General features: G+C 63.1%; 29 protein-coding genes. 7 read left to right on the top strand and 22 right to left on the bottom strand.

From position 1 onward, the window contains the following. The first annotated feature begins 25 nt into the window (after positions 1 to 25). Positions 26 to 316, top strand: a complete 291-nt coding sequence (locus AC3WLT_RS11015; protein ID WP_492591909.1) for a YciI family protein — start codon at positions 26 to 28, stop codon at positions 314 to 316. Positions 317 to 393: 77 nt separating this feature from the next. Here the strand turns inward: AC3WLT_RS11015 and AC3WLT_RS11010 are convergent, their stop codons facing one another. The 5 genes from AC3WLT_RS11010 to AC3WLT_RS10990 form a co-directional block, all read right to left on the bottom strand. After that, entirely contained in the window at positions 394 to 1,011 is a 618-nt protein-coding gene (locus AC3WLT_RS11010) for an SCO family protein (RefSeq protein ID WP_492591908.1), read from the bottom strand. A gap of 4 nt (positions 1,012 to 1,015) precedes the next feature. Beyond that, complete coding sequence (cyoE, locus tag AC3WLT_RS11005) at positions 1,016 to 1,921, bottom strand: heme o synthase (RefSeq protein ID WP_492591907.1); 906 nt, start codon at positions 1,919 to 1,921, stop codon at positions 1,016 to 1,018. A 6-nt stretch (positions 1,922 to 1,927) separates the two neighbouring features. Continuing rightward, positions 1,928 to 3,037, bottom strand: coding sequence for a COX15/CtaA family protein (locus AC3WLT_RS11000; RefSeq protein WP_492591906.1), 1,110 nt, complete (start codon positions 3,035 to 3,037; stop codon positions 1,928 to 1,930). A gap of 22 nt (positions 3,038 to 3,059) precedes the next feature. Next, positions 3,060 to 3,722, bottom strand: coding sequence for an SCO family protein (locus AC3WLT_RS10995; protein WP_492591905.1), 663 nt, complete (start codon positions 3,720 to 3,722; stop codon positions 3,060 to 3,062). Positions 3,723 to 3,786: 64 nt separating this feature from the next. Next, positions 3,787 to 4,503, bottom strand: coding sequence for an SURF1 family protein (locus AC3WLT_RS10990; RefSeq protein WP_492591904.1), 717 nt, complete (start codon positions 4,501 to 4,503; stop codon positions 3,787 to 3,789). Positions 4,504 to 4,614: 111 nt separating this feature from the next. Here AC3WLT_RS10990 and AC3WLT_RS10985 point away from each other — a divergent pair, with 111 nt between their 5' ends. Then, entirely contained in the window at positions 4,615 to 4,824 is a 210-nt protein-coding gene (locus AC3WLT_RS10985; RefSeq protein WP_007179452.1) for a twin transmembrane helix small protein, read from the top strand. A gap of 216 nt (positions 4,825 to 5,040) precedes the next feature. Here AC3WLT_RS10985 and AC3WLT_RS10980 read toward each other — a convergent pair whose 3' ends face one another. From AC3WLT_RS10980 to AC3WLT_RS10945, 8 genes are all read right to left on the bottom strand, one after another. Continuing rightward, on the bottom strand, positions 5,041 to 5,898 hold the full coding sequence (locus tag AC3WLT_RS10980; protein ID WP_492591903.1) for a cytochrome c oxidase subunit 3: 858 nt from the start codon (positions 5,896 to 5,898) through the stop codon (positions 5,041 to 5,043). A gap of 131 nt (positions 5,899 to 6,029) precedes the next feature. Then, a complete protein-coding gene (locus AC3WLT_RS10975) occupies positions 6,030 to 6,236 on the bottom strand; it encodes a DUF2970 domain-containing protein (protein ID WP_492591902.1) in 207 nt (68 codons plus the stop codon). A gap of 34 nt (positions 6,237 to 6,270) precedes the next feature. Further along, positions 6,271 to 6,885: a cytochrome c oxidase assembly protein gene (locus AC3WLT_RS10970; protein WP_492591901.1), complete on the bottom strand. Its 615-nt coding sequence runs from the start codon at positions 6,883 to 6,885 to the stop codon at positions 6,271 to 6,273. A 43-nt stretch (positions 6,886 to 6,928) separates the two neighbouring features. Next, positions 6,929 to 7,063, bottom strand: coding sequence for a cytochrome oxidase small assembly protein (locus AC3WLT_RS10965; RefSeq protein WP_492591900.1), 135 nt, complete (start codon positions 7,061 to 7,063; stop codon positions 6,929 to 6,931). Positions 7,064 to 7,188: 125 nt separating this feature from the next. After that, on the bottom strand, positions 7,189 to 8,802 hold the full coding sequence (gene ctaD, locus AC3WLT_RS10960; protein ID WP_492591899.1) for a cytochrome c oxidase subunit I: 1,614 nt from the start codon (positions 8,800 to 8,802) through the stop codon (positions 7,189 to 7,191). Positions 8,803 to 8,846: 44 nt separating this feature from the next. Then, complete coding sequence (coxB, locus tag AC3WLT_RS10955) at positions 8,847 to 10,478, bottom strand: cytochrome c oxidase subunit II (protein ID WP_492591898.1); 1,632 nt, start codon at positions 10,476 to 10,478, stop codon at positions 8,847 to 8,849. Positions 10,479 to 10,544: 66 nt separating this feature from the next. Beyond that, positions 10,545 to 11,018, bottom strand: coding sequence for a DUF2244 domain-containing protein (locus tag AC3WLT_RS10950; protein ID WP_492591897.1), 474 nt, complete (start codon positions 11,016 to 11,018; stop codon positions 10,545 to 10,547). A 266-nt stretch (positions 11,019 to 11,284) separates the two neighbouring features. Further along, positions 11,285 to 12,250, bottom strand: coding sequence for a methyltransferase domain-containing protein (locus tag AC3WLT_RS10945; RefSeq protein ID WP_492591896.1), 966 nt, complete (start codon positions 12,248 to 12,250; stop codon positions 11,285 to 11,287). An 84-nt stretch (positions 12,251 to 12,334) separates the two neighbouring features. On the opposite strand from AC3WLT_RS10945, the gene AC3WLT_RS10940 reads away from it, so the two are divergent. Both AC3WLT_RS10940 and trmL read left to right on the top strand, forming a co-directional pair. Continuing rightward, positions 12,335 to 13,120, top strand: a complete 786-nt coding sequence (locus AC3WLT_RS10940; RefSeq protein WP_492591895.1) for a phosphoribosyltransferase family protein — start codon at positions 12,335 to 12,337, stop codon at positions 13,118 to 13,120. Between the two features lie 18 nt (positions 13,121 to 13,138). Next, entirely contained in the window at positions 13,139 to 13,609 is a 471-nt protein-coding gene (trmL, locus tag AC3WLT_RS10935) for a tRNA (uridine(34)/cytosine(34)/5-carboxymethylaminomethyluridine(34)-2'-O)-methyltransferase TrmL (protein WP_115099525.1), read from the top strand. Here trmL and AC3WLT_RS10930 read toward each other — a convergent pair. From AC3WLT_RS10930 to AC3WLT_RS10910, 5 genes are all read right to left on the bottom strand, one after another. Then, positions 13,582 to 14,130, bottom strand: coding sequence for an O-acetyl-ADP-ribose deacetylase (locus AC3WLT_RS10930; protein WP_492591894.1), 549 nt, complete (start codon positions 14,128 to 14,130; stop codon positions 13,582 to 13,584). The two genes, trmL and AC3WLT_RS10930, sit on opposite strands and share 28 nt — an antisense overlap. 96 nt (positions 14,131 to 14,226) lie before the next feature. Further along, entirely contained in the window at positions 14,227 to 15,225 is a 999-nt protein-coding gene (locus tag AC3WLT_RS10925; protein ID WP_492591893.1) for an NAD(P)H-dependent glycerol-3-phosphate dehydrogenase, read from the bottom strand. Between the two features lie 22 nt (positions 15,226 to 15,247). Next, positions 15,248 to 15,724, bottom strand: coding sequence for a protein-export chaperone SecB (secB, locus tag AC3WLT_RS10920; RefSeq protein WP_492591892.1), 477 nt, complete (start codon positions 15,722 to 15,724; stop codon positions 15,248 to 15,250). A gap of 161 nt (positions 15,725 to 15,885) precedes the next feature. Beyond that, complete coding sequence (gene grxC / locus AC3WLT_RS10915; RefSeq protein WP_492591891.1) at positions 15,886 to 16,149, bottom strand: glutaredoxin 3; 264 nt, start codon at positions 16,147 to 16,149, stop codon at positions 15,886 to 15,888. Then, a complete protein-coding gene (locus AC3WLT_RS10910) occupies positions 16,146 to 16,571 on the bottom strand; it encodes a rhodanese-like domain-containing protein (RefSeq protein WP_169485379.1) in 426 nt (141 codons plus the stop codon). Before AC3WLT_RS10910 ends, grxC begins: the two co-directional genes overlap by 4 nt. Positions 16,572 to 16,708: 137 nt before the next feature. Here AC3WLT_RS10910 and gpmA point away from each other — a divergent pair, with 137 nt between their 5' ends. The 3 genes from gpmA (at position 16,709) to AC3WLT_RS10895 (ending at position 20,293) form a co-directional block, all read left to right on the top strand. Next, positions 16,709 to 17,455: a 2,3-diphosphoglycerate-dependent phosphoglycerate mutase gene (gene gpmA / locus AC3WLT_RS10905; protein WP_492591890.1), complete on the top strand. Its 747-nt coding sequence runs from the start codon at positions 16,709 to 16,711 to the stop codon at positions 17,453 to 17,455. Between the two features lie 365 nt (positions 17,456 to 17,820). Then, positions 17,821 to 19,395, top strand: coding sequence for a S41 family peptidase (locus tag AC3WLT_RS10900; RefSeq protein ID WP_492591889.1), 1,575 nt, complete (start codon positions 17,821 to 17,823; stop codon positions 19,393 to 19,395). Between the two features lie 139 nt (positions 19,396 to 19,534). Continuing rightward, on the top strand, positions 19,535 to 20,293 hold the full coding sequence (locus AC3WLT_RS10895) for a HesA/MoeB/ThiF family protein (protein ID WP_492591888.1): 759 nt from the start codon (positions 19,535 to 19,537) through the stop codon (positions 20,291 to 20,293). Between the two features lie 62 nt (positions 20,294 to 20,355). Here the strand turns inward: AC3WLT_RS10895 and ptsP are convergent, their stop codons facing one another. The 4 genes from ptsP to gshB form a co-directional block, all read right to left on the bottom strand. Further along, on the bottom strand, positions 20,356 to 22,104 hold the full coding sequence (gene ptsP, locus AC3WLT_RS10890; protein ID WP_492591887.1) for a phosphoenolpyruvate--protein phosphotransferase: 1,749 nt from the start codon (positions 22,102 to 22,104) through the stop codon (positions 20,356 to 20,358). Positions 22,105 to 22,348: 244 nt separating this feature from the next. Then, a complete protein-coding gene (locus AC3WLT_RS10885; protein WP_492591886.1) occupies positions 22,349 to 22,618 on the bottom strand; it encodes an HPr family phosphocarrier protein in 270 nt (89 codons plus the stop codon). Between the two features lie 73 nt (positions 22,619 to 22,691). Continuing rightward, positions 22,692 to 23,180 carry a PTS sugar transporter subunit IIA gene (locus tag AC3WLT_RS10880; RefSeq protein WP_492591885.1) on the bottom strand — a complete coding sequence of 163 codons (489 nt, stop codon included), beginning with the start codon at positions 23,178 to 23,180 and terminating at the stop codon, positions 22,692 to 22,694. 345 nt (positions 23,181 to 23,525) lie between these two features. Then, entirely contained in the window at positions 23,526 to 24,482 is a 957-nt protein-coding gene (gene gshB, locus AC3WLT_RS10875; protein ID WP_492591884.1) for a glutathione synthase, read from the bottom strand. Positions 24,483 to 24,492 lie beyond the last annotated feature (10 nt).

The raw sequence follows: 24,492 nt of genomic DNA, 5'->3' as shown, positions 1-24,492 counted from the left end.
GGATCAATCGCTCACGAGGCCGCTCATGTACGTCATCAATCTCATCTACACCGCACCGCTCGAGCGCATCGACGACGCGCTGGAAGCACACCGCGCGTTTCTGACCAAACAGTTCGAAGCAGGCGTGTTCGTGGCCGCCGGCCCGAAGGTGCCGCGCGACGGCGGCATCATTCTGGCGGTGCGCATCGAGCGCGATAAGCTAGATGAGATTCTCGCCAGTGATCCGTTCGCCGAGCAGAACCTCGCACGCTACGAGGTGACGGAGTTCAAGGCGACGCGGCTGGCGCCGGAGGTGAATTTGCCGATTCCGGCTTGAGGGTTACTGCGGAAGAATTTGAAAACGGGCGCGCGGCCGATGCGCGCGCCCGGGTGCATCAGCCGTGCGTCAAAGTATCAATCCAGCAGCAGCTTGATATCGTGCACCCAAGGCGTCGCGCCCTGGCCGTCGCGCGCGAATAGCCGCAGCTTGCCGTCCGGGTCGAACACATAGCTCGCCGCGGTGTGATCCATCGTGTAGCTGTCGGCGGTCTTGCCCGGTACCTTCGCGTAATACACGCGGAAATCCTTCGTGACCTTGGTGAGTTGCGCCTGGTCGGCCGGACGCAAACCGACGAACGTCGGATTGAACGCCGGCACGTACTGCGCCAGCAAAGCCGGCGTGTCGCGCTCCGGATCGACGGTGACGAACAGCACCTGCACGCGTTTCGCGTCCTCGGGGCCGAGTTGCTGGAGCGCTTGCGAGAGTTCGGCCATCGTGGTCGGACAAACGTCCGGGCAATGCGTGTAGCCAAAGAACAGCACCACGACTTTGCCCTTGTAATCCGCCATCGTGCGGATTTTGCCGGCCGTGTCGGGCAGCGAGAAGTTGCCGGCGAATTGCGTGTTGCCGGTGATATCGACATTCTGGAACGCCAGCTGCTGTTTGCCGCAGCCGGCCACCAGCAGCGCGCCGCCGAGCGCACAGGCAATCACGGCAGCACGCGCGGTACGCGCGAAGCGGTCTTTGAGCATGGTGTTACGCGCCGATCACGACGCGCGCATAGTGGTCGATCAACAGCGCGGCGAACAGCAGCGACAGATACACGATCGAGTAACGGAAGGTTTTGCGCGCCAGGTCGTCGGAATATTCCCGATAGATATTCCACGCGTAGGCAAGGAACACGGCGCCCAGCAGCACCGCCGACACGAGATACACCACGCCGCTCATGCCGGAGATGAACGGCATCATCGTGACCGCGAACAGGATCACGGTGTACAGCAGAATGTGCAGCCGCGTGTACTTCTCGCCGTGCGTGTTCGGCAGCATCGGCAGGCCGGCGTTTTCGTAGTCTTTGCGGCGATACAGCGCGAGCGCCCAGAAATGCGGCGGCGTCCACACGAAGATGATCAGCACGAGAATCCACGCGTCGCCCGGCACGTGACCGGTGACCGCGGCCCAGCCGAGCGCCGGCGGCATCGCGCCTGACGCGCCGCCGATCACGATGTTCTGCGGCGTGGCCGGCTTGAGCAATAGCGTGTAGATGACCGCATAGCCGACGAAAGTGGCGAGCGTCAGCCACATGGTGAGCGGATTGGCGAACGTGTAGAGCGTCCACATGCCAAGTCCGCCGAGCACAGCCGAAAACAGCAGGATCTGCGCGGTCGTGATCTCGCCGCGCGCGGATGGACGCCACGAGGTACGGCGCATCTTCGCGTCGATTTTCTGTTCGACGAGGCAATTGATGGCGAACGCCGCACCGGCCAGCAGCCAGATGCCGACGGTGCCGCCGATCAGCACGGTCCACGGCACCATGCCGGGGGTCGAAAGAAACATGCCGATCACGGCGCAGAACACCGCAAGCTGCGTGACGCGCGGCTTGGTCAGGGCGATGTACTGGGAGACCCGGCTGCCGGGCGTTTGGGAGAGTGTTGTGCTGTCCATGTGGGGTCACGCTGGCGCGGCATCGCGCGCAGGCAACACGGCGCGGCCGGGACGGCTATAAGCGATCCGAAAGTTTAACATAACGAGCAGAAGCAGCAGGATCGCGGCCCCACCGTTATGGGCGACAGCAACGGGCAACGGCCATTGCAGGACGATGTTCGACAGCCCGGTGACGAACTGGACCAACACCACCAGCAGCACGCCGTTCGCCGGCCGCCGCAGCGACTCGAAACGGCGCAGCTTCAGCGCGAACCAGACCAGATAGGCGACCACCACAAGCGCGAACGTGCGATGGGTCCAGTGGATCGCCACCAGCGCGTCCTGCGTGATCATGTCGCCGTCGCCGGTCATGCCGAGCGCGCGCCACAGGTGGAAGCCGTGCGCGAAGTCCATCGGCGGGACCCATTGGCCGTTGCAGGTCGGGAAATCCGTGCAGGCGAGGACCGCGTAGTTCGTGCTGACCCAGCCGCCCAGCGCAATCTGCGCGACCAGCAGAATCAGCCCGCCAATCGCTGCCGCACGCCAGCGCGCGGCTTCAGGCTCGTAAGCGGGCAGCGGTGTCTGCCGGGCGGCCAGCCAGCCGAGTGTGCCGAGCAGCGCGAGACCGAGCAGCAGGTGCGTCGTCACGATGACCGGTTGCAGCTTCATGGTCACCGTCCACGCGCCGAACGCGCCCTGCACGAGGATCAGCAGCAACAGCGAGGTCGGCCACCACGGCGACACATGCAACGGACGGCGCTTGATGCGAGCCGTCCACGCAATGACGGTCTGCGCGATGATCAGCACGCCGATCGCCATCGCGAAGTAACGGTGGATCATCTCGATCCAGGCTTTGGTCATGCTGACCGGCCCGGTGGGCATCGCCTGATGCGCGGCGGTAATCGCGGCGTGCGCGATGAACGGCGACGAGGTGCCATAGCAGCCCGGCCAGTCCGGGCAGCCGAGGCCGGAATCGGTGAGGCGCGTGAAGCCGCCGAACATCACCAGGTCCAGCGTCAGGAAAGTGGTGAGCCAGACCAGCTTGCGGAATTGGTTGTCGTCGGCCTTGACCCATACGTAGGACAGCGGCAACAACGCAATACACAAGCCGATCAGGGCCAGTTGCAGTACAAACATCGTTCTTACCCTGGTTGCGGCATCAGCCGATGCTCGACCATTTGAGCAGCTTCGTCACGTCGCCCTTGATCTTGCTGGGATTCGGATCTTTCGGGAAACGCATCATCAGGTTGCCGTTCGGATCGACCATGTAGAGGTGGTCGGTGAGCCTGGTGCCGTTGTCGGTGGGCAGCCAGGCTGACACCTGCGCCGGGTCGGCGACCAGCATGGTGGTGTCAGGGTAGGCCTTTTTTATCACGTCGGCGACCTTGCCTGCATCGGTGCGCAGCCACACCTCGACGACGCGCTCGCGTTCCGGGCCTTGAGCTGCGCGGATTTGCCGCATGAAGTACAGCTTGGTGGCGCAGGCTTTGTCGCACGCGCTGCTGTCGACCGAGATCAGCAGCCAGCGGCCACGCAATGAAGCGAGCTTGACCGGCTTGCCGTCTTCGCCTGTCACGACGAGCGATTCGGGAATCGGCCGCTGCGGTTCGACCAGCGTGCCGTAGCTCGTGCTGCCGCCGGCCGGCTTGATCACGTAGTACGTGAAATACGACACGACGATCGGCGCGGCGCAGATGATCGCCAACAGCAGCAGAGTCCAGCGGCCACGCCGCCACGATCCCTGACCGTTCGGCTGGCCGGGCATCACTTTGGGTGCGGCGGATTTGCCGGCTTGCGGCGAACGGGGAGATTGCGTCGACACTACAGGACCTCTTTCAATGATTGCGCGGTTCCGGCCCTTGGGCCACGAAGCCGCGCGCGCTGCATTACACGCTCGGCGCGTGCTCTTTCTTCGCGGTGCGGCGCGCGGCGTAGAGACCGAAGCCCAAGGCCGCGACCGCCATGCCCCACCACTGGAACATGTAGCCGTAGTTACGCTCGACGCCGCTTGTCGGCGCCGGCCAATCTCGCACCAGTTTGTCGCCGTCGTCGCTCAATTGCTGGATCACGAACGATTGCAGCGGCAGACCGGTTTCCGCCGCGTAGGCGCCGGTATCCAGATTCTGGCGGATCAGTTGATGCGCGGCCGAACCACCCTGCCCCAACTCGAATGCGCGCGAGGCATCGGCACGCGCAATGCCTTCGATGTCGATCTCGCCTTGCGGCGTGGTGTACGGCGCGATCGTCTCGCGATTGTTCATGTTGCGCGGCAGCCAGCCGCGATTGACCAGCACATACCCGCCGCCGGCCAGTTTAAAAGGCATCACGACGTAAAAACCCGGCTGATCGTTATACGGGCGATTATCGAGGTAGACGACCTTGTCCGCGACGAAGCTGCCACGCGCTTTCACGCGATGAAATTCGATACCCTTCAGTTCAATCGGTGCGGCGCCGATCATCTGCGCGGGCGCATTTTCGAACTGTGCGATGTGCGCTTCGAGCGCTTCCTTCTGATGCGCGCGGTCGCGCTGCCAGAAACCGAGCCGCACCGTCACCGCGATCACCAGCAGAATCAACAGCGCGGGAATCAGGCGGATCTTCACCGAAAACACTCCACCACCGCTTGCGGCACCGCCTGGAACACACGACAGACGCCGGCGCGCGGTGCGATAATAACTGTCTTGCCTCTGCGCTTTCCGATCTCAGTTGGTTCCATGCACATTCTCGTTCCCATCGCCTTCGTCCTGATCATCGCCAGCATGGTGTCGGCGCTGTACTTCATGATGCATGACAAGGGCAAAACCAAACGGATGGTCTGGTCGCTCGCCACACGGGTGGGCCTGTCGATCTCGCTGTTCCTGTTCATCCTGTTCGCACACTGGATGGGCTGGATTCAGTCGACCGGTATTCCTTACGGGCGTTGAGCTCGACGCAAAAATCCCCTTCATCAAGCAAAACGCCGCCCTGACAGGGTCGAGGGCGGCGCTGCATAAGTCTCTTCGTACTGCCCGTGCGCGGCGCCCTTGGGGAGTTTTGCGCGAACGGCCTGCGTATTCCGGTAACCGCTTCCGGCAACCGCTTCCGGCAACCGCTTCCGGCAACCGCTTCCGGGAAACCGGTATGAGGCAGGCCAGACTGCGTTACAGCCAGTACACGACGACGTACAACCCGAGCCACACGACGTCAACAAAGTGCCAGTACCAAGCCGCGCCTTCGAACGCGAAGTGATGCTCCGCCGTGAAGTGGCCGCGGATCATCCGCACCAGCACCACTGCCAGCATCGTGCCGCCGAGGAACACGTGGAAACCGTGGAAGCCCGTCAGCAGGAAGAACGTCGAACCATACACACCCGACGACAGCGTCAGGTTCAGTTCGTTGTACGCGTGGAAATATTCGAAGCCTTGCAGGAACAGGAAGCTGACGCCGAGTACGAGCGTGGCGGCCAGCCAGGCGATCGCCTTCTTGCGATGATCTTCGCGCAGTGCATGGTGCGAAACCGTCAGCGTGGCGCCCGACGACAGCAGCAGCGCCGTGTTGATGGTCGGCACCGGCCACGGCTGCATCGACTTGAAGGTCGACACCAGCGCTGCCGGACCGTTGTTCGGCCACACTGCCGAGAAATCCGGCCAGATCAGCTTGTAGTCGAGGCTGCCGAGTTGATGCATCGCGATCTCACGGGCATAGAACAGTGCACCGAAGAACGCGCCGAAGAACATCACTTCGGAGAAGATGAACCAGCTCATGCTCCAGCGGTACGACTTGTCGACTTTCTTGCCGTACATGCCGCCTTCCGATTCCGCGATCGCGTCGCCGAACCAGTGCCACAACGTAAAGAGCAGCCACAGCAGACCGACGACGACGCCGATCGGCGCCAGGGTATGGTCGTTGATCCAGGCCGCAAGCGATCCGAGCATGACCAGCAATCCGACCGCGGCGTTGATCGGATGCCGCGACGGATGCGGTACGAAATAGTACGGGCTCTCGTTTTGACCGCTCATTCTTGATTCTCCACTTCAGTCCAGTTGTTCCGGAATCTCCGGCTGTATCTTCGGCGGCGCGTCGGTACCGCACCGCTTCACTCTAATTCGTGGGCTTTGCAGCGCCCGGTACTACTTGTTCGACTGCCGCCTCAACCCACTACGGCGCGCACGATCAGAATCAACACGACAATCAGGATCGCCGCACTGATCAGCGCTGCTGCAATCACATGCAGCGGGTTCAGCGCCGCGTCCGCTTCCAGATCGCGCCGCTTGCGCACGCCGAAAAACGACCAGAACACGGCTTTCATCGACTGGCCGAAACTGCTCTTGCGCGGGCCGCCCCCGTTATCGCTCATACGTCTTCTCTCCCTTCGCCTGCGGCAAACGCCATCAGGCGGGATTGGCGGTGGTTGCCGCCGTGTTGGCCGCGGGTGCCGCGGTACCGGCAGCCGCCGGCGCCGGCGTGTTCAGTTCGAAGAACGTATACGACAACGTGATCGTCTTCACATCCTTCGGCAACTTCGGATCGACCACGAACATCACCGGCATCCGCTTCGTCTGATTCGCCGTCAAAGTCTGCTGCGTAAAGCAAAAACACTCGATCTTCTTGAAGTACTCGGTGGCCTGCTTCGGTGCGTAGCTCGGAATGGCTTGCGCCTGAATCGTGCGCGCCTGTTCGTTGCTGACCTCGTACATCACCGTCGTCACTTCGCCCGGATGCACGTCGAGACTGCGCTGCTCCGGCTTGAAACCCAGCGGACCGCGCGCGTTCGCATCGAATTCGATCGAAATCGTGCGGCTCATGTCGACCTGCGTGTTCTTCGCCTCGCGCGCCGTGGCATCACGCTGCACGAGGTTGTTGATGCCGGTGATCTGGCAGATCGCGCGGTACATCGGCACCAGTGCAAAACCAAACCCGAACATCATCAGCGCGACGACGAACAGCTTGATCAGCATTGAACGGTTAAAAGAGCGAACGGCCTGAGCCGGCGGTTGCGTCGACATCTCAATCCTCAACAAACCTGCAAACCAGACTGCAACGGCCGCGTCAGGCGAACCACCACTGCTTGATGATGACGCTCGCGAAAAAGACCGCGGCGATGGCGAGCATCACCCAACCTATCCGCCTGTTGCTCGCGCGAATCTGTTCCGGCGTACGTCTTTCCTGTGGATTGGGCGTCATGCTCGACTTTCTGAATACTTTCGTGACTACCGTTTTGCAGCGGCCGCCGAGGCGGCTGCCCGGTTCCGGCGGCTGCGACACCTACTCGCGCCGCCGCTGGAACCGTCACTCTCGCTGAACGCCGATTACTCGACGGTCGGCGGGTTTTCGAACGTATGGAACGGAGCCGGGCTCGGCACGGTCCATTCGAGACCCGTTGCGCCATCCCACGGCTTGTCGCCGGCCTTTTCAAGCTCGCCGCCGCCGCGGTATGCCGGCAGTGCGACTGCGAACAGGAAGTAGACCTGTGCCAAACCGAAGCCGAATGCGCCGATCGAGATGACCTGGTTCCAGTCGGTGAACTGCGCCGGATAGTCGGCGTAACGACGCGGCATGCCTGCGAGACCGACGAAGTGCATCGGCAGGAACGCAAGGTTGAAGAAGAACATCGACGCCCAGAAGTGGATCTTGCCGCGCGTTTCGTTGTACATCCAGCCGGTCCACTTCGGCGCCCAGTAGTACCACCCGGCGAACAGCGCGAACAGCGAACCCGCCACCAGCACGTAATGGAAGTGCGCCACCACGAAATAGGTACCGTGATACTGGATGTCGAGCGGCGCCATCGCGAGCATCAGGCCCGACAGACCGCCGAACGTGAAGACCAGCAGGAAGCCGACAGCGAACAGCATCGGCGTTTCGAACGACAGCGAACCGCGCCACATCGTCGCGACCCAGTTGAACACCTTCACGCCGGTCGGCACCGCGATCAGCATCGTCGCGTACATGAAGAACAGCTGGCCGGTCACCGGCATGCCGGTGGCGAACATGTGGTGCGCCCAGACCATGAACGACAGAATCGCGATCGACGAGGTTGCATACACCATCGAGCTATAGCCGAACAGCGGCTTGCGCGAGAACGCCGGGATAACCTGCGACACGATCCCGAACGCCGGCAAGATCATGATGTACACCTCGGGGTGACCGAAGAACCAGAAGATGTGCTGGTACATGACCGGGTCGCCGCCGCCTGCCGCGTTGAAGAACGACGTGCCGAAGTGGCGGTCGAACAGCACCATGGTGATCGCGCCTGCCAGAACCGGCATCACGGCGATCAGCAGGTACGCGGTGATCAGCCACGTCCAGACGAACATCGGCATCTTCATCAGCGTGAGGCCGGGTGCGCGCATGTTCAGGATCGTCACGACGATGTTGATCCCGCCCATGATCGACGACGCACCCATCAAGTGGACCGCGAAAATCGCGAAGTCCATGCCAGGGCCCATCTGCGTGGAGAGCGGCGCGTACAGCGTCCAGCCTGCGGCGGTCGCGCCGCCAGGCGAGAAGAACGAACCGACCAGAAGAACGGCAGCAACCGGCAGCAGCCAGAAGCTGAAGTTGTTCATCCGTGCGAAGGCCATGTCCGATGCGCCGATCTGCAGCGGCACCATCCAGTTCGCGAAGCCGACGAACGCCGGCATGATCGCGCCGAACACCATGATCAGGCCGTGCATGGTGGTCAACTGGTTGAAGAACTCGGGACGCATGATCTGCAGACCCGGCTCGAACAGCTCGGCACGGATCATCAGCGCCATCACGCCCCCGGAGAGGAACATGGTGAACGAGAAGATCAGGTACAGCGTACCGATGTCCTTGTGATTGGTTGCGAACAGCCAACGGCGCCAGCCATGCGGCGTTTCGTGGGCATGCTCGCCGTGCACGTGCTCGTGGCCCGCGACTACATCGCGTCCGATGCTAGACATGACAATCTCCTAAAGCGAATACTGCGGTGCTGACCATGAACACGTCAGGCAGCCGGGCTGATCTGAACACGCCGGGCTTCTTTCGCGTCGCTGCCGCCCGTGATCGTTTCCGGCTTCTTCAAATTGATGTGGTCTTCGGCAATGCCGGCTGCTTTCAACGCGTCGCGCACAGCTTCGGCGCGGCTCTTCGCGAGCTTCGCGTTGGCGTCGGCCGAACCGGTGGCGTCGGTGAAACCCGACAGCGCGAACTTCGCATCCGGATGCGCCTTCGCGTAGGCCGCGGCCGCGTCGACCGCCGCTTTCGCGTCGGCCGGCAGCGTGCTCTTGCCGGTCTCGAAGTAGACGTTTGCCGGAAGCGCTGCCTGCGACGTTGCCGCGCTCTCCGAACCGGCCGCAGCCGCTTCGGCACCCGAGGCGCCCGCTGCGCCCGAAGCCGCCGCTTCCGCGCCGCTTGCCGCTGCGCCTGCTTCGGCTAGATGGTTGCCGCCTTCCGGCAGCTTGCCGTTACGGGCGTCCGCAACCTGTTTCGGCTGGAGAAGGTCGCCGGTGTGGTTGCCCCACGAGTTACGTTCGAACGTGATGACCGAGGCGATTTCGACGTCGTTCAAGGTCGGCGCCCACGAAGGCATCGCGTTCTTGCCCTTCAGCACGAGGCTCACGTGCTCGGCGAGCGAGCCGTTGGCGATCTTGCTGCCGTCGATCGCCGGGAAGGCGCCTGCGCCCTTGCCGGTCGGCTGGTGGCAGACCGCGCAGTTGGCTGCGTACACCTTGCCGCCGTGCTCCATCAACTCGGCGAGCGTATAGGTCTTGTTCGGATCGTCCTGGCCGGCGGCCATTTTCTTTTTCTGCGTGTCGACCCACTTCGCGTAGTCGTCAGCGGACAGCACCTCGACCACCACCGGCATGAACGCGTGTTCCTTGCCGCACAGTTCGGTGCAGAAGCCGCGGAACGTGCCGACCTTTTCAGCCTTGAACCACGTATCGCGCACGAAGCCCGGAATCGCATCCTGCTTCACGCCGAAAGCCGGCACGTACCAGGAGTGGACCACGTCGTTCGCGGTGGTGATGATGCGGATTTTCTTGTCGACCGGGACGACGAGCGGATTGTCGACTTCCTGCAGATACGTGGTGGAAATCGGCTGGCGACCGTCGGTTTCCGCACGCGGCGTGGCCAGCGTGGACAGGAAGCTGATGCCCTCGCCCGGACCCTTCACGTAGTCGTAACCCCATTTCCACTGATAGCCCGTGACCTTGATGGTGACGTCGGCATTGGTGGTGTCCTTCATCGCGACGACGGTCTTGGTGGCGGGAAGCGCCATCAGCACGACGATAACGAACGGCACGATCGTCCAGATGATTTCGACGGTGGTGCTTTCGTGGAAGTTAGAAGCCTTGTGACCCTTCGATTTGCGGTGGGCAAAGATCGAATAGAACATCACAGCGAACACGCCGATGAAAATCACCGTGCAGAGAATCAGCATGAACGTGTGAAGGTTGTAGAGCTCCTCAGCGATTTTCGTCACAGGCGGCTGGAGATTGATCTCGTTGACGGCGGGGCCGCCCGGAACATCGCCCACTGCCAGGGCGGCACCGGCGAAAAGCAGTCCGCTCATCGCCAGCACGCCCATGAGGGCTCGCTTGATTGTTTTCATAGCTTCCTTACCCAAAATTTCCATTCAAACCCTCGACCCCGCTGGCAGGTTGCCCCGCGCTCCCCGTGAACGCCGCGCGCCTTCACGCGTTTAACAACGCGTGAGCCACATACGCAATTCGCCTGCGAACTGCGCGCGCCGATACTGCGCGAGATGTTGCCCGATCATGATCGTCTGGCCGCGCGAGACCAGTTTGATCTGGTCACGCGGCGTTGCGCCCGCCTCGATCCGCACCCAGCGCGGATTGAATTCGAACTGCGTGAGCTGCTCAGCGCTGACCTGCTCGATGACGAGCCGGTTCTGAAACAGCCGGACGCGCTCGTAATCGACAGCATGGCGCGCATATATGGCAAACGCGATGCCCACCGCCAACAATTCGATACCGGTGAACGGCAACACCAGCCAGGCGCCGACCAGAACCAGCATGAAAGCAATTGCCAGCGAGAACAACGCAAGCGACACGTAGAAACACACGAACTGCCGTGGCGATATCGAACAGTTGCGTTTCATCGTCCAGTCTTTGAGGACTGGGTCAGAATCCGCCAGCAGATCTGATGCATCCATCGCTGCCTCCCGCGAATCGCCGCCCGCGGCCTTCCATAACCGCCGCGCCACCTCGTGTTGCAGCCCCGCGCCTCGGGCCTGCCGCCCCAAATGTGGGAACTCCGGGCGACAAACTGACGCATTATAGGCGTGATCCATAGCATCCACAAGCAAGCCTCTATCGGCTCACAAGCCAGGCGCGACAAGCCTCCGCGCCGTTTTGACGCACCCTCCGGGCGTCTTTTGAAGCGCTAATTTCAGACATAACAGATGTCCTCTTTACCGCTTCAACGATTCTTCGACGAACCTCGCCCGATGTCCTCGATCCGCACGATCCCATGACCTTCCGCCGTGGTGCGCGGCACGGCTTTCCATGCGTGCCCGTAGATCACCTCGAAGGTCAGCGCGATCGTGCCGTCGGCGCGCCGGCGGGCTTCGAGCGCCGCCAGCAAAGCCTTGCGCAGCCGGCGCGCAGCCGGATTCGACGACGCCGCGCGCTCGAACGGATACGCGCCCCAACGGCGCACGTCCGCGAGCAGCGACTCGGGCGACTTATAAGTAATTGTCAGCGCTTCCTGGTCCATCACGGGAATCTCGAAGCCGCTTTCGACCAGCATGTCGCCAAGATCATGCATGTCGACGAAGTCAATGACATGCGCGCGCGAACTCACGCCGTGCGCCGCCTCGACCTCGGCGTACGCGCCGCGCAATTCCTTCAGCGAATCGGGACCGAGCGTGCTGAACATCAGCAGGCCGTTCACTTTCAATACCCGCTGCCATTCGGGAAATACGAGATCCGGCCGCGAGTGCCAGTGCAGTGCGAGATTGGACCAGACGAATTCGAAGGCGCCGGCCGCGAACGGCAGCGCGGAGAAGTCGGCCTGCGCAAACCGCGGACCGCGCGCGCCGAGCGCCTTGCCGAGCGTTGCAGGCAGAAAGCGCCGCCAGCTCGTGTCGCCGGCGTCGTGGCGCAGCGCACGCACGAGCATCCCATGCGACAGATCGGTGCCGAACACCGGCGCCTCGGGAAAGCGCTCGCGCAACACGGGAATGTCTTCGCCCATGCCGCAGCCCGCGTCGAGCACGCTCGACGGCGCGACCTTGATGTAGTCGAGACGCTCGCGCATGCGTTGCGCGATTTCGCGCGGCAGGAACGCGACTTCGTCGAAGGTCGCTGCACGGCGGTCGAAAATCCGCCTGAGGCGCCGGGAATCATAGGCCGGACGGCCAGATTGAGCGGGAGATGGGGACATGGGTGTCGTACTGGCGAAGAGCCCGAAGTATACTCGCTCGCTTCCGTCCCTTCAGCGTGAAAGGCCTTCGCGGGCGGTCCGATCATGTCATTTCGATCATTTTCTTCGTCTTCCGTTAGCCAGTGCACGCGTTTTGTGCGCGGCTTGCATTCGGCATGGCCACACGTCGTGCACGCCGCGCTGCCGAACCTGTGCGCACTGTGCGGCAATTTGTCGCACAAGACGCTATGCGCCGGTTGCGACGAAGCGTACTGGAATGAAAGCAGGTTGCGCTGCACGGCATGCGCCGTTCCGTTGCCCGGAACGCAGCGCGCGGGGCGCGCGCACTATCGCTGCGCGGATTGCATCGGCGAGCCGCCGCCGTTCGACGCGACCTTCGCGCTCGCCGACTACCGCGCGCCGCTCGACGCCCTCGCGCTCGGCCTGAAATTTCGCGCACGGCTCATGCTGGCGCGCGAATTTGCGCAACGCCTCGCACGTCTTGCCGAAGACTCGCTGGCAGATGCATCGGCATGGCCCGACGTGATCGCTCCCGTGCCGCTCGCCAGCAAGCGGCTGGCCGAACGCGGCTACAACCAGGCGTGGCAAATCGCCAAACCGCTGGCGCGCGCGCTAAATGTGCGCAGCGACACAACCCTGCTGCATCGGACCGTCCACACCGCGCCGCAATCGCGGCTCGACCTCGATGCGCGCCGGCTCAATGTAGGCCGCGCGTTCCAGGTCGTGAAACCGGTGCAGGGTCTGCACGTCGGCATCGTCGACGATGTAATGACGACCGGTGCGACGCTCGAAGCGTTGGCGCGCACGCTGAAGGCCGCCGGTGCGCGGCGCGTCACCAACTTCGTCGCGCTGCGCACGCCAAAAAACTAGTCTCAACCTGATCCCATCATGTTCAATGTCGTTCTCGTCGAACCGGAAATTCCGCCGAACACCGGCAACGTCATCCGCCTGTGCGCCAACACGGGCGCGCGGCTGCATCTGATCGAGCCGCTCGGCTTTCCACTCGACGACGCCAAATTGCGCCGCGCCGGCCTCGACTATCACGAGTATGCGCGGATGAACGTGCACGCCGATTGGGCAGCGTTCATCGCCAGCGAAGCGCCCGATCCGGCGCGCATGTTCGCGTTCACGACGCGCGGCTCGGGCCGCTTTCACGAGCACGCGTTTCAAGCCGGCGACTGGTTCGTGTTCGGCGCCGAGACGCGCGGCCTGCCCGACGCGGTGCTCGATCAATTCGCCAACGAACAGCGGGTGCGTCTGCCGATGCGGCCGGACAACCGCAGCCTGAATCTGTCGAACACCGTCGCAATCGTGGTGTTCGAAGCGTGGCGTCAGACCGGCTTCGAAGGCGGCGTCTGACGGCGCTCCAACTCGGTTTCGAAGCGCGCGAGCATCGCGTCGTCGAAACAGGCGAACACCACGCGCTCGATGCCCGGTGTGCGCGGCAGCGTTTCCAGCACAGTGCCGAGCGCGATCTGCACGGCTTCGTTGGCGGGAAAATGGTAGATCCCGCAACTGATTGCGGGAAACGCAATGCTCTTGCAATGCGCCTGATGCGCCACTTCGAGCGAGCGCTGATAACACGAGGCGAGCAGATCCGCCTCGCCGCGCGCGCCGCCCTGCCAGACCGGCCCGACCGCGTGAATCACGTGTTTGGCCGGCAATTGATAGCCGCGGGTGATTTTCGCGTCGCCGGTCGCACAGCCGCCGAGCGTCTCGCATTCGCGCAGCAACTCCTTGCCGGCCGCGCGGTGAATCGCGCCATCCACGCCGCCCCCACCCAACAACGACGTATTCGCGGCGTTGACGATTGCATCGACGGCGAGCGTCGTGATGTCGACCACGCGCGCCTCTAACGCACAACGATTGAAAGTGAGCATGGGAACCCCGCTAGTCCGAAGCGTCGATAAAACGTGGACAGCGATGGCGGGCAGCCGTTCAGCGCGTTTTAGCGCCAAACGGCTGAAAGACGGGACTTATTCGGCTTTCGAATCGCGCCGCAGCAGGGCGCTGACGGCGTCACGCGGGGCCACGCCGTCGAATAGCACGGCACAGACCGCTTGCGTGATCGGCATCTCGATCGCATGCGCGCGCGCGATCGCCAGGACGGCTTGTGCACAACGCACACCTTCGGCCACGTGACCGAGGCCGCCGAGAATATCGTCGAGCGTGCGGCCGGCGGCGAGCTGCATGCCGACTGTGCGATTGCGCGACAGATCGCCCGTCGCGGTCAGAATCAGATCGCCCAGCCCGGTCAAACCTGTGAACGTTTCCGCGCGACCGCCGAGGGTCACGCCGAGACGCGACATTTCAGCCAGGCCGCGCGTGATCAGCGCAGCGCGCGCATTCAGACCGAGGCCGAGGCCGTCGGCAATGCCCGTCGCGATCGCCAGCACGTTCTTCACCGCGCCGCCGACTTCCACGCCGACGACGTCGTCGCCGGTATAGATGCGCATGGCGCCATGATGGAACGCGGCGACCGTGCGCTCGCGGCAAGCCGCCGACGCACTCGCGATGGTCAACGCCACCGGCAGCCCCAACCCCACTTCGCGCGCGAAGCTCGGACCGGACAGCACGCCGTTGCTGCCGTGCCCCGGCAGTTCGGCGGCGACCACCTGATGCGGCAACAGCTGCGAGTCGGCTTCGAAACCTTTGCACAGCCATACCACATGCGCCGGCACTTTGCCCGCGTCGTGCATCGCCCGAAACAGACCGCGCAGGCCGGCCACGGGCGTTGCCACAACGCACAGGGCGTCGTCGGCAAGCGCGTGGTCGAGCGCCGCGCTCAAGTCCGCTTCATAGCGAAGCGCCGCAGGCAAAGCAACGCCCGCCAGATAGCGGGCGTTTTCGTGCGAAGCGGAGAGATCGGCCACGAGCGCGGGTTCCCGTGCCCACAACACCGTGTCGTGCCGTACGGCCAGATGGCCGGCGAGGGCTGTGCCCCATGCGCCGGCGCCGAGGACAGCAACCTTCATAGCCGGCTCTGCGTGCGACGCGTTAATGCGTGACGCCGTTTTGCGCCGCGCCCGCGCCGTCCTGGCTGCCCATCTGCGCGAGACGTTGCTCGTACAGGGCCTGGAAGTTGATTTCGGCGAGGTGGATCGGCGGGAAACCGGCGCGGGTGATCGCGTCGGCGATGTTCGAGCGCAGGTACGGGAACAGGATCGTCGGGCAAGCAATGCCGACCAGCGGATCGATCTGCTCAGCCGGGATGTTGCGAATGTCGAAAATGCCGGCTTGCTTGGCTTCGATCAGGAACGCAACCTTGTCCGACACCTTGGCCGTCACGGTGCCCGTGACGAGGATTTCGAACACGGTGTCGGCGAGGCGCTCGGCCTTCACGTCGACTTCGACTTCGACCGACGGCATTTCCTGCTCGAGGAAGATAGCCGGCGAATTCGGCTGCTCGAGCGACATGTCCTTCAGGTAGATGCGCTGGATATTGAAGAACGGCTGGTTATTCTCGTCGGACATGATTGGATGATTCCCTGATTTATACACATGGCGGCGGCCCATTCAGCCACGGGCCGCCAGATCGTTGCGGCGCATCACCGCCCTTGGCGGGACGCCGATGCGCCGGCTTGGTTTCGTTCCACCCGGCTCACGCGCCGGCTGGCGCGCAAACTCAGGCGGCTTCAGGCAGCAGCTTCGAGCAGCGGCATCAAACCGCCCGCGCGATCGAGCGCGGACAGATCATCGTACCCGCCGACGTGCGTCTCGCCGATGTACACCTGCGGCACCGTACGACGGCCGGTCCGCGTCATCATTTCCTCGCGACGGGCCGGGTCCTTGTCGATCAGTACCTTTTCGACCTGCTCGACGCCGCGCGACTTTAAAAGACGTTCGGCCATCTGGCAATACGGACACACCTGGGTGCTGTACATGATCACTTTGTTCACTTCGCTGCTCCTTGTTTCACAACCGGCATGCCGGCTTTCTGCCAGGCGTCGACACCGCCTTCGAGAACGTGGACTTCGGCGTATCCAGCATCTTGCACGATACGCGCCGCCTTGTTCGACTGCTGGCCGGTCTGGCACACCAGCAGCACCGGGTTGTTCTTGTTCTTCACGAGTTGCGCGACTTTTGCCTGCAGCTCAGCAAATTCAAGGTGCCGTGCCGCGGGCAGATGGCCCTTGGCAAAATCAGCCGACGGACGCAGATCGATAACCGCCGCATTGCGACGGTTGATCAGTTGGGTGGCTTCAGCGGCCGACAGGCCGCCACGGCCGCGCCGGCTGATCGTCGGCCACAGCAGCAACCCACCGGAGATGAGGACGATCGCGATCAGTACAAGGTTTGTGTAATCAGTGAAAAACTTCACGGAAAATCCGCCGAAAAAGAGAGAAATCGAAAAGGGCAATCCGCCCATTATAAAATAACCGTTTGACGCGATGGCGGCGCTCCTCAAGACGGGCCTCGCAGCGCTTTACCGCTTCCTTACTACCGACCGGCAATCTCATGTACAAACTCGTTCTCATCCGCCACGGCGAATCGACGTGGAACAAGGAAAACCGCTTCACGGGCTGGGTCGACGTCGACCTGACCGGGCAGGGCAACCGTGAAGCGCAGCAAGCGGGCGTGCTGCTGAAGGAATCCGGCTACACGTTCGATATTGCCTACACATCGGTGCTCAAGCGCGCGATCCGCACCTTGTGGCACGTGCAGGACCAGATGGACCAGATGTACATCCCCGTTGTGCATTCGTGGCGTCTGAACGAGCGCCACTACGGCGCGCTGTCGGGTCTGAACAAAGCGGAAACCGCCGCCAGATTCGGCGACGAACAGGTGCTGGTCTGGCGCCGCAGCTACGACACGCCGCCGCCCGCGCTGGATCCGTCGGACGAACGCGCTCCGTACACCGATCCGCGCTACGCCAAGGTGCCGCGCGAACAGCTGCCGCTCACCGAGTGCCTGAAAGACACTGTCGCGCGCGTTCTGCCTTTGTGGAACGAGTCGATCGCGCCGGCCATCAAGTCGGGCCGCAAGGTGGTGATCGCCGCGCACGGCAACTCCATCCGCGCGCTGGTGAAGTATCTCGACAATATTTCGGACGACGACATCGTCGGCCTGAACATTCCGAACGGCGTGCCGCTCGTCTATGAACTCGACGACAACCTGAAACCGATCAAGCACTACTATCTGGGCGACCAGGATGCGATCGCGAAGGCGCAAGCCGCGGTCGCAAGCCAGGGCAAGGCGGGCTGATTCCGCTAGGTCGCCGCGGCCGCTGCGTGAGATGCGCAGCGGGGCGCGGCAAACCGCGACAAATGGCGACAAGCAGCGGCAAACGGCAGCAAGCGGTGGCAAGCGGCAGCCAACGGGCCGCGCCGGCCGGCAAGACATACCGGCACGCGCGGCACGCGTCATCTCAAGCGTCCATGGCTGGCCGCCATTTGCCTGTTACCGCACATTACTTCAGCGTCGCGGCTCCGATCTCCCGAACCAGACCCGGCCGGCGCTGTCGAATTACGATTGCCTGCGTCGCGCCCTGACTGGGCGGGTGTGCAGTTATACTTGTCCGTCCCCATCTCTATCGACGCTGCCACGCGCTTCCGACCGCAACAGACTCTATGCGAAAGAACCTGAAAAATATCGGCCTGATCGCCGCGGGCCTTGCTACCGGCGCATTTGCCACTTTGCAACTGTCCGCCTCGGCCCAGCAACCCGCCAGCGCCACGGCCGCGCCGCTGCCGCTGGACCAGCTCCGGCTCTTCGCCGAGGTCTTCGGGCAAATCAAGCATGAGTACGTCGAACCGGTCGACGATAAAAAGCTGCTCACCGCCGCGATCAAAGGCATGGTGTCGAGCCTCGATCCGCACTCTTCGTACCTCGACAAGACCGATTACGAAGAACTGCAGGAGCAAACCAAGGGCCGCTTCGCGGGCTTGGGGATCGAAATTTCGTCCGAAGACGGCCTGATCAAGGTGATCTCGCCGATCGAAGACACCCCGGCGTTCCGCGCCGGCATCCGTCCGGGCGACCTGATCACCCGCATCAACGACAAACCCGTGCGCGGCATGACGCTCGACCAGGCGGTCAAGCAGATGCGCGGCGAACCGGGCACCAAGGTCACGCTCACCCTCTTCCGCAAGACCGACGACCGCACGTTCCCGCTCACGGTCACGCGCGCGATCATCAAGGTCCAGTCGGTCAAGATGAAGATTCTCGCGCCGGGCTACGCGTACGTGCGCATCACCAGCTTCCAGGAGCGCACCACGCCTGATCTGGCCGCGAAACTGCAAGACATTGCGCGTCAACAGCCGAACCTGAAGGGCCTCGTGCTCGACCTGCGCAATAACGGCGGCGGTCTGCTGCAAAGCGCGGTCGGCGTCGCGGGCGCGTTCCTGCCGCCTAACTCGGTGGTGGTATCGACCAACGGTCAGATCCCGGATTCGAAGCAGGTTTATCGCGATACGTACGACAACTACCGTCTGCAATCTTTCGACGGCGATCCGTTGAAGGATGAAGCGCAGATCTTCAAGACGGTGCCGATGATCGTGCTGACCAATGCGTACTCGGCGTCGGCTTCGGAAATCGTCGCGGGCGCGCTGCAGGATCAGCATCGTGCGCTGATCGTCGGCAAGACCACGTTCGGCAAGGGCTCGGTGCAAACCGTCCGGCCCATGACGGCAGAGACCGCGCTGCGTCTGACCACGGCGTACTACTACACGCCGAGCGGCCGTTCGATCCAGAACAAGGGCATCCGTCCTGACATAGCGGTGGATCAATACGGGGAAGGCGATCCGGACGACGCGCTGGTCACCCGCGAAGTCGACTACTCGAATCACCTTGCGAACACGCAGGACCCGAACGAGAAGAAGGAAGCGGAACAGCGCGAACAGGAGCGCATGGACCAGTTGCGTCAGCTTGAGGAGCAGAACGACAAGAAGACGCCGGAACAGCGCCAGAAGGATCGTGAGCGCAAGCCGGTGGAATTCGGTTCGACCGACGATTTCATGCTGCAACAGGCGTTGAACAAGCTGGCAGGCAAGCCGGTGCAGGAATCGAAGTCGTTGACCGAGCGGCGTCTGGCGCAGAACAAGCCGGCTACGTCGGCCTCCGCGCCGGTCGCGGTAAAGCCGACGCAACCGGTGCCCGGAGCGTCGGCGCCGGCTGGCGCTGCGGCGCCTGCCCCGGCCAAGTAAGCATCCGTCTCACGTGTCTTCGCAGCGCTGAATGCTGCGAAGACACGCTCCCCGCGCGATTAGAATAACCATCACGACAACGCGCGCCGCAGGCCATCGGTCTCGCACCCCATCGCGCGATCCACTTCACGCGCCCGCCATGAACGACGATCAACTCCTCCGCTATTCCCGCCATATCCTCGTCGACGAAATCGGCATCGAGGCGCAGCAGCGTTTTCTCGATGCGCACGCGATCGTTGTCGGCGCGGGCGGGCTGGGTTCGCCGGCGGCGATGTATCTGGCGGCCGCGGGCGTCGGCCGACTGACGCTGGTCGATGCCGATACGGTCGATCTGACCAATCTGCAGCGGCAGATTCTGCATGTGACCGCCTCGGTCGGACGCAAGAAGGTCGAGTCCGGGCGCGACGCAATCGCACGGCTCAACCCTGAGGTGGCGGTGAACGCTGTGGCCGAACGCGTAGACGATGCGTGGCTCGACCGGGAAGTGCCGCACGCCGCTGTCGTGCTCGATTGCACCGACAACTTCGCGACGCGCCACGCGATCAACCGCGCTTGCGTGAAGCACGGCGTGCCGCTGGTGTCCGGCGCGGCATTGCGCTTCGACGGCCAGATCAGCACCTTCGATTTCCGCGAGGAATCGTCGCCCTGCTACGCGTGCGTGTTTCCCGAAGACCAACCGTTCGAGGAGGTCGCGTGCTCGACGATGGGCGTGTTCGCGCCGACGGTCGGCATCATCGGTTCGATGCAGGCCGCCGAGGCGCTACGGGTGATCGGGGGAATCGGCACGCTGCTGGTGGGTCGCCTGATGATGCTCGATTCGCTGCGGATGGAATGGAACACGATGCGCATCGCGCGCCAGCCGGACTGCCCGGTATGTGGCGAGAAGCATTCGGGCTGAATGAAATTGACAGAGGCTGACGGAAGCGCCGCGACCGCGCGGCGCTTCCGTCGCGACGCCGCTTAAGCCAGCGCCACGCGCTTGAGCGCTGCCTGTACTTCTTCCGGTTCGAACGATGCCAGCACGTCGGCCACCGGCTTCTCCAGCGTCTTCAGATGCGAGCGCAGAATTTCCTGCTTGACCACCAGCAACTGGCTCGGGTGCATTGAAAACTCGGTGAGACCCATGCCGAGCAGGAGACGCGTCAACGCCGGATCGCCCGCCATTTCGCCGCACACCGACACCGGCACGCCTGCCCGCTTCGCTTCGCGCAGCGTGAACGCGATCAGATGCAGCACCGCCGGATGCAGCGGGTCGTACAAATGCGCGACCGAATTATCCGCGCGGTCGATCGCCAGCGTGTACTGGATCAGATCGTTCGTGCCGATCGACAGGAAATCGAGCCGCTTCAAAAACAGCGGCAACGCGATCGCGGCGGCCGGAATCTCGATCATCGCGCCGACCTGCACGTTCGGATCGTAGGCGATGCCTGCGTCGTCCAGCTGACGCTTGGCTTCGCGAATCAGATCGAGCGTCTGGTCGATCTCCTGCGCGTGGGCGAGCATCGGAATCAGAATCTTCACCTTGCCGAACGCCGACGCGCGCAGAATCGCCCGCAACTGCGTCAGGAACATCTGCGGCTCCGACAGGCTCCAGCGGATCGCCCGCAGGCCCAAGGCGGGGTTGGCGGCGGTTTCGTAACCGTCCCCCCCACCCATCGAATCGAGCGGCTTGTCGGCGCCGACGTCGATCGTGCGAATCGTCACCGGCAGGCCGTTCATCAGCTCGACGGCGTGCCGGTACGCGCCAAACTGCTCTTCCTCTTCGGGCATCCGGTCCTTGTGATTCATGAACAGGAACTCGGTGCGAAACAGGCCGACGCCGGTCGCGCCGGCGTCGACCGCCGCGCGTGCGTCGTCCGGCAACTCGATGTTCGCGCACAGCTCGATGCGTGTGCCGCACAGCGTTTGCGTCGGCGAAAATTTCAGGCGCTGGAGCTTGCGCTGCTCGAGCGCCTTTTCGCTTTGACGGTACGAATATTCTTCGAGAACGATCGGGGCGGGATCGACGATCACGATGCCGTGATCGCCGTCGACAATGATCAGGTCGTCCTGGCGAATCAGCGCGCTTGCGTGCTGCACGCCGACCGCAGCCGGAATGCCGAGGCTGCGCGCGACGATCGCCGTATGCGAAGTGCGGCCGCCGAGATCCGTGACGAAGCCCTGAAACGTTTGCGTCTTGAACTGCAACATGTCGGCCGGCGCGATGTCATGCGCGACCACGATCATCTCGTCGCAGGCGCCGTGTACGCCGTCCACCAGCGCCACCGACGCACCGGCGAGCGCCTTCAGCACGCGCTCGACCACCTGCTCGATGTCGGCTTTGCGCTCGCGCAGGTATTCGTCTTCGATATCGTCGAAATGGCGCGACAGGCGCTCGAGTTGCTCGGTCAGCGCCCACTCGACGTTGTAGCGGCGTGTACGGATCAGATCGATGGTTTCCTGCACGAGCATCGCATCGTTCAGGATCATTGAATGAACGTTGATGAACGCGCCCATTTCGCTGGGCGCGTCTGCCGCGAGATCGGCGCGCAGCGCGTCGAGCTCGTGATGCACGAGTTGCTGGGCCAAGCGGAAGCGCTCGACCTCCCCTTCGATCTGGGCGGGTTCGATCAGATAGTGGTCTACGTCAAGTGCAGCCGGGGCGATCAGATAAGCCCGCCCGATGGCGATACCGCGTGACACGGGAATTCCATGCAGCGTGAATGACACGCGCGCCTCCTCTAGTTGTGTGATGCCGCGGTAAACCGCTGCAGTGCTCTCAGACTCTCTTGGCCATTATAAATTCCGTGCCCGTTCCAGGTACGACCACACTATGTGCAGCGCAACACGAATTGCCGTTAGCGATGCTCGCCCACGGCGCCAGCTCATCTGCAAATACCGCCATTGTCACGCGCTAAAAAAAACGCCGCGGACTGCCGCGGCGTTTTGCTCAAAGCAACGTGAACACGCGAACTCATTGACCCTCGCCGAATTTATCGGCAATCAGTTTCAACAATGCGTCCATCGCTTCTTTTTCGTCGGCGCCTTCCGTTTCGATCAGAACAGAGCTGCCGATGCCTGCTGCCAGCATCATCACGCCCATGATGCTCTTGGCGTTGATGCGGCGGCCGTTGCGGCTCATCCAGATTTCCGCCTGATAGTTGCCCGCGAGTTGCGTCAACTTGGCCGACGCGCGCGCGTGCAGCCCCAACTTGTTCACGATAGTCGTTTCCTGTTGCTGCATGTGATGGTCCGAAGCGCGGGTAAGTGTTGTTGTGAAGGGTAAAACTGCAAATTGTCCGAAGCCGTCGATCCGCTTACAACCCGGTCGAGCCGGCCTTCTGGGTCAGATCGGCCTCAGGCGGCAGGGCCGGCAAACAGTCGCTGGCACAGGCTGTCGGCGCAACCGGCTCCGACGTGGCGGGTCCGATTGCCTGCACGCCTTTGGTGGCGCCGGCGAGCGCCTTGTCGACCAGCGTGTCGAGCGGCGTGGCGCGGTAACAGACCGCGCGCACCAGCATCGGTAAATTGACGCCGCACAGCACGCGCACATTCGGCACTGAAGCGAGGCGCCCGGCGATATTCGCCGGCGTCGCACCGAACATATCGGTGAGCACGAGCGCACCGTTTTCTTCTTTGAGCCGCTCGATTTCAGCGTGCGCGAACGCGACCATCTGGGCGGGATCGCAATCCGGCGATACGTCGATCACGCCGATGCGAGCCGGCAAGCCACCATAGATGTGCGAAATGCAATCGCGCAACGCGGTGGCGAACGGAGCGTGCGCAATGATCAGAATGCCTGCCATGTCAGCCTTGCTGCAAAAAAACGGCCTCGAACCGGGGACCGGGACACACTGCCCGGTTCGCAAGCGCCCTCGACCGGCCGTGGGTCGTGAGGGCCGGAACGCACCATTTGACGAGCGGCCCGCAGCACCTGAAGCACCGTGAACAACCACTCGCTCACTGTCCGCGATCCATGCCCGCGGTGTCCTGGCGACCTCGTCCAATCGGCTTGGACAGGCTTGAATCGGAAGAACGGGCATTGTAGCAGGCCCATTTTCGCGCTAAAGCCGTCGTTTCGCCTGATGCGTGCTCGATGCGGATTTACTACGCAGTTTGGGGGCGACGGCGGCCGTTCAAGAGCAGCGCTCTCAACCTGCCGCGCGCTCCAGTGCGTCGATGAACATCGCTGCAACGTCGAAACCGGTCTGATCCATGATTTCGCGGAAGCAGGTCGGGCTCGTCACGTTGACTTCCGTGAGCCAGTCGCCGATCGCATCCAGACCGACCAGCAGCAGGCCGCGCGCAGCCAGCACCGGCGCGAGCGTGTCGGCAATCTTGCGGTCGTGCCCGGTGAGCGGGCGCGCCACGCCCAAGCCCCCTGCCGCCAGATTGCCGCGCACTTCATTGCCCTGAGGAATGCGCGCGAGTGAAAACGGCACCGCCTCGCCGCCGATCAGCAGAATACGTTTATCACCGTCCTTGATATCGGGAATGAATTTCTGCGCCATCACGGAACGCGCACCGTCGTGGCTCAGCATTTCGATGATCGAGCCGAGATTCATGCCGTCGGCCTTCACGCGGAACACGCCCATGCCGCCCATACCGTCGAGCGGCTTGAGGATCACGTCGCCGTGTTCTTCATGGAACGCGCGCAGACGGGTGGCGTCGCGCGTGACCAGCGTGGGCGTGACGAACTGCGCGAACTCGCCGATCGCCAGCTTTTCCGAGTGATCGCGAATCGCCTGCGGCTTGTTGAAGATGCGCGCGCCGCCGCGTTCGGCAAGTTCCAGCAGCCACGTCGACGTCACGTATTCCATGTCGAACGGCGGGTCCTTGCGCATCACCACCGCGCTGAAGCTCTTCAGCGTCCGCGGCGTGGCCGCAACGGCCGCGTACCAGGTGTCGCGATGCAGGTCCGCCCCGTCGCCAACGATCGCAAAGCGCTGCACGTTCGCCTCGACGTCGCCGCCCGTCCACGCCAGATGCTTCGGCTCGCACGTGTACAGCGTGTGACCGCGGCGCGCGGCCTCGGCCATCATCGCGTAGGTCGAGTCTTTGTAGATCTTGAACTGCGTGAGCGGATCGGCGATGAAAAGAATGTCCATGAAGGTCCCG

The organism is Paraburkholderia sp. FW306-2-2C-D06C (genome assembly GCF_058781505.1).
This window is presented reverse-complemented; position numbering and strand designations above follow the sequence as displayed.

What these genes read in the sequence shown, in the direction of transcription:
- AC3WLT_RS11015 (WP_492591909.1), top strand. Translation starts at nt 26, where the DNA reads ATGTACGTCATCAATCTCATCTACACCGCACCGCTCGAGCGCATCGAC.
- AC3WLT_RS11010 (WP_492591908.1), bottom strand. Translation starts at nt 1,011, where the DNA reads ATGCTCAAAGACCGCTTCGCGCGTACCGCGCGTGCTGCCGTGATTGCC.
- cyoE (WP_492591907.1), bottom strand. Translation starts at nt 1,921, where the DNA reads ATGGACAGCACAACACTCTCCCAAACGCCCGGCAGCCGGGTCTCCCAG.
- AC3WLT_RS11000 (WP_492591906.1), bottom strand. Translation starts at nt 3,037, where the DNA reads ATGTTTGTACTGCAACTGGCCCTGATCGGCTTGTGTATTGCGTTGTTG.
- AC3WLT_RS10985 (WP_007179452.1), top strand. Translation starts at nt 4,615, where the DNA reads ATGCACATTCTCGTTCCCATCGCCTTCGTCCTGATCATCGCCAGCATG.
- AC3WLT_RS10980 (WP_492591903.1), bottom strand. Translation starts at nt 5,898, where the DNA reads ATGAGCGGTCAAAACGAGAGCCCGTACTATTTCGTACCGCATCCGTCG.
- AC3WLT_RS10975 (WP_492591902.1), bottom strand. Translation starts at nt 6,236, where the DNA reads ATGAGCGATAACGGGGGCGGCCCGCGCAAGAGCAGTTTCGGCCAGTCG.
- AC3WLT_RS10970 (WP_492591901.1), bottom strand. Translation starts at nt 6,885, where the DNA reads ATGTCGACGCAACCGCCGGCTCAGGCCGTTCGCTCTTTTAACCGTTCA.
- AC3WLT_RS10965 (WP_492591900.1), bottom strand. Translation starts at nt 7,063, where the DNA reads ATGACGCCCAATCCACAGGAAAGACGTACGCCGGAACAGATTCGCGCG.
- ctaD (WP_492591899.1), bottom strand. Translation starts at nt 8,802, where the DNA reads ATGTCTAGCATCGGACGCGATGTAGTCGCGGGCCACGAGCACGTGCAC.
- coxB (WP_492591898.1), bottom strand. Translation starts at nt 10,478, where the DNA reads ATGGAAATTTTGGGTAAGGAAGCTATGAAAACAATCAAGCGAGCCCTC.
- AC3WLT_RS10950 (WP_492591897.1), bottom strand. Translation starts at nt 11,018, where the DNA reads ATGGATGCATCAGATCTGCTGGCGGATTCTGACCCAGTCCTCAAAGAC.
- AC3WLT_RS10945 (WP_492591896.1), bottom strand. Translation starts at nt 12,250, where the DNA reads ATGTCCCCATCTCCCGCTCAATCTGGCCGTCCGGCCTATGATTCCCGG.
- AC3WLT_RS10940 (WP_492591895.1), top strand. Translation starts at nt 12,335, where the DNA reads ATGTCATTTCGATCATTTTCTTCGTCTTCCGTTAGCCAGTGCACGCGT.
- trmL (WP_115099525.1), top strand. Translation starts at nt 13,139, where the DNA reads ATGTTCAATGTCGTTCTCGTCGAACCGGAAATTCCGCCGAACACCGGC.
- AC3WLT_RS10930 (WP_492591894.1), bottom strand. Translation starts at nt 14,130, where the DNA reads ATGCTCACTTTCAATCGTTGTGCGTTAGAGGCGCGCGTGGTCGACATC.
- AC3WLT_RS10925 (WP_492591893.1), bottom strand. Translation starts at nt 15,225, where the DNA reads ATGAAGGTTGCTGTCCTCGGCGCCGGCGCATGGGGCACAGCCCTCGCC.
- secB (WP_492591892.1), bottom strand. Translation starts at nt 15,724, where the DNA reads ATGTCCGACGAGAATAACCAGCCGTTCTTCAATATCCAGCGCATCTAC.
- gpmA (WP_492591890.1), top strand. Translation starts at nt 16,709, where the DNA reads ATGTACAAACTCGTTCTCATCCGCCACGGCGAATCGACGTGGAACAAG.
- AC3WLT_RS10900 (WP_492591889.1), top strand. Translation starts at nt 17,821, where the DNA reads ATGCGAAAGAACCTGAAAAATATCGGCCTGATCGCCGCGGGCCTTGCT.
- AC3WLT_RS10895 (WP_492591888.1), top strand. Translation starts at nt 19,535, where the DNA reads ATGAACGACGATCAACTCCTCCGCTATTCCCGCCATATCCTCGTCGAC.
- AC3WLT_RS10885 (WP_492591886.1), bottom strand. Translation starts at nt 22,618, where the DNA reads ATGCAGCAACAGGAAACGACTATCGTGAACAAGTTGGGGCTGCACGCG.
- AC3WLT_RS10880 (WP_492591885.1), bottom strand. Translation starts at nt 23,180, where the DNA reads ATGGCAGGCATTCTGATCATTGCGCACGCTCCGTTCGCCACCGCGTTG.
- gshB (WP_492591884.1), bottom strand. Translation starts at nt 24,482, where the DNA reads ATGGACATTCTTTTCATCGCCGATCCGCTCACGCAGTTCAAGATCTAC.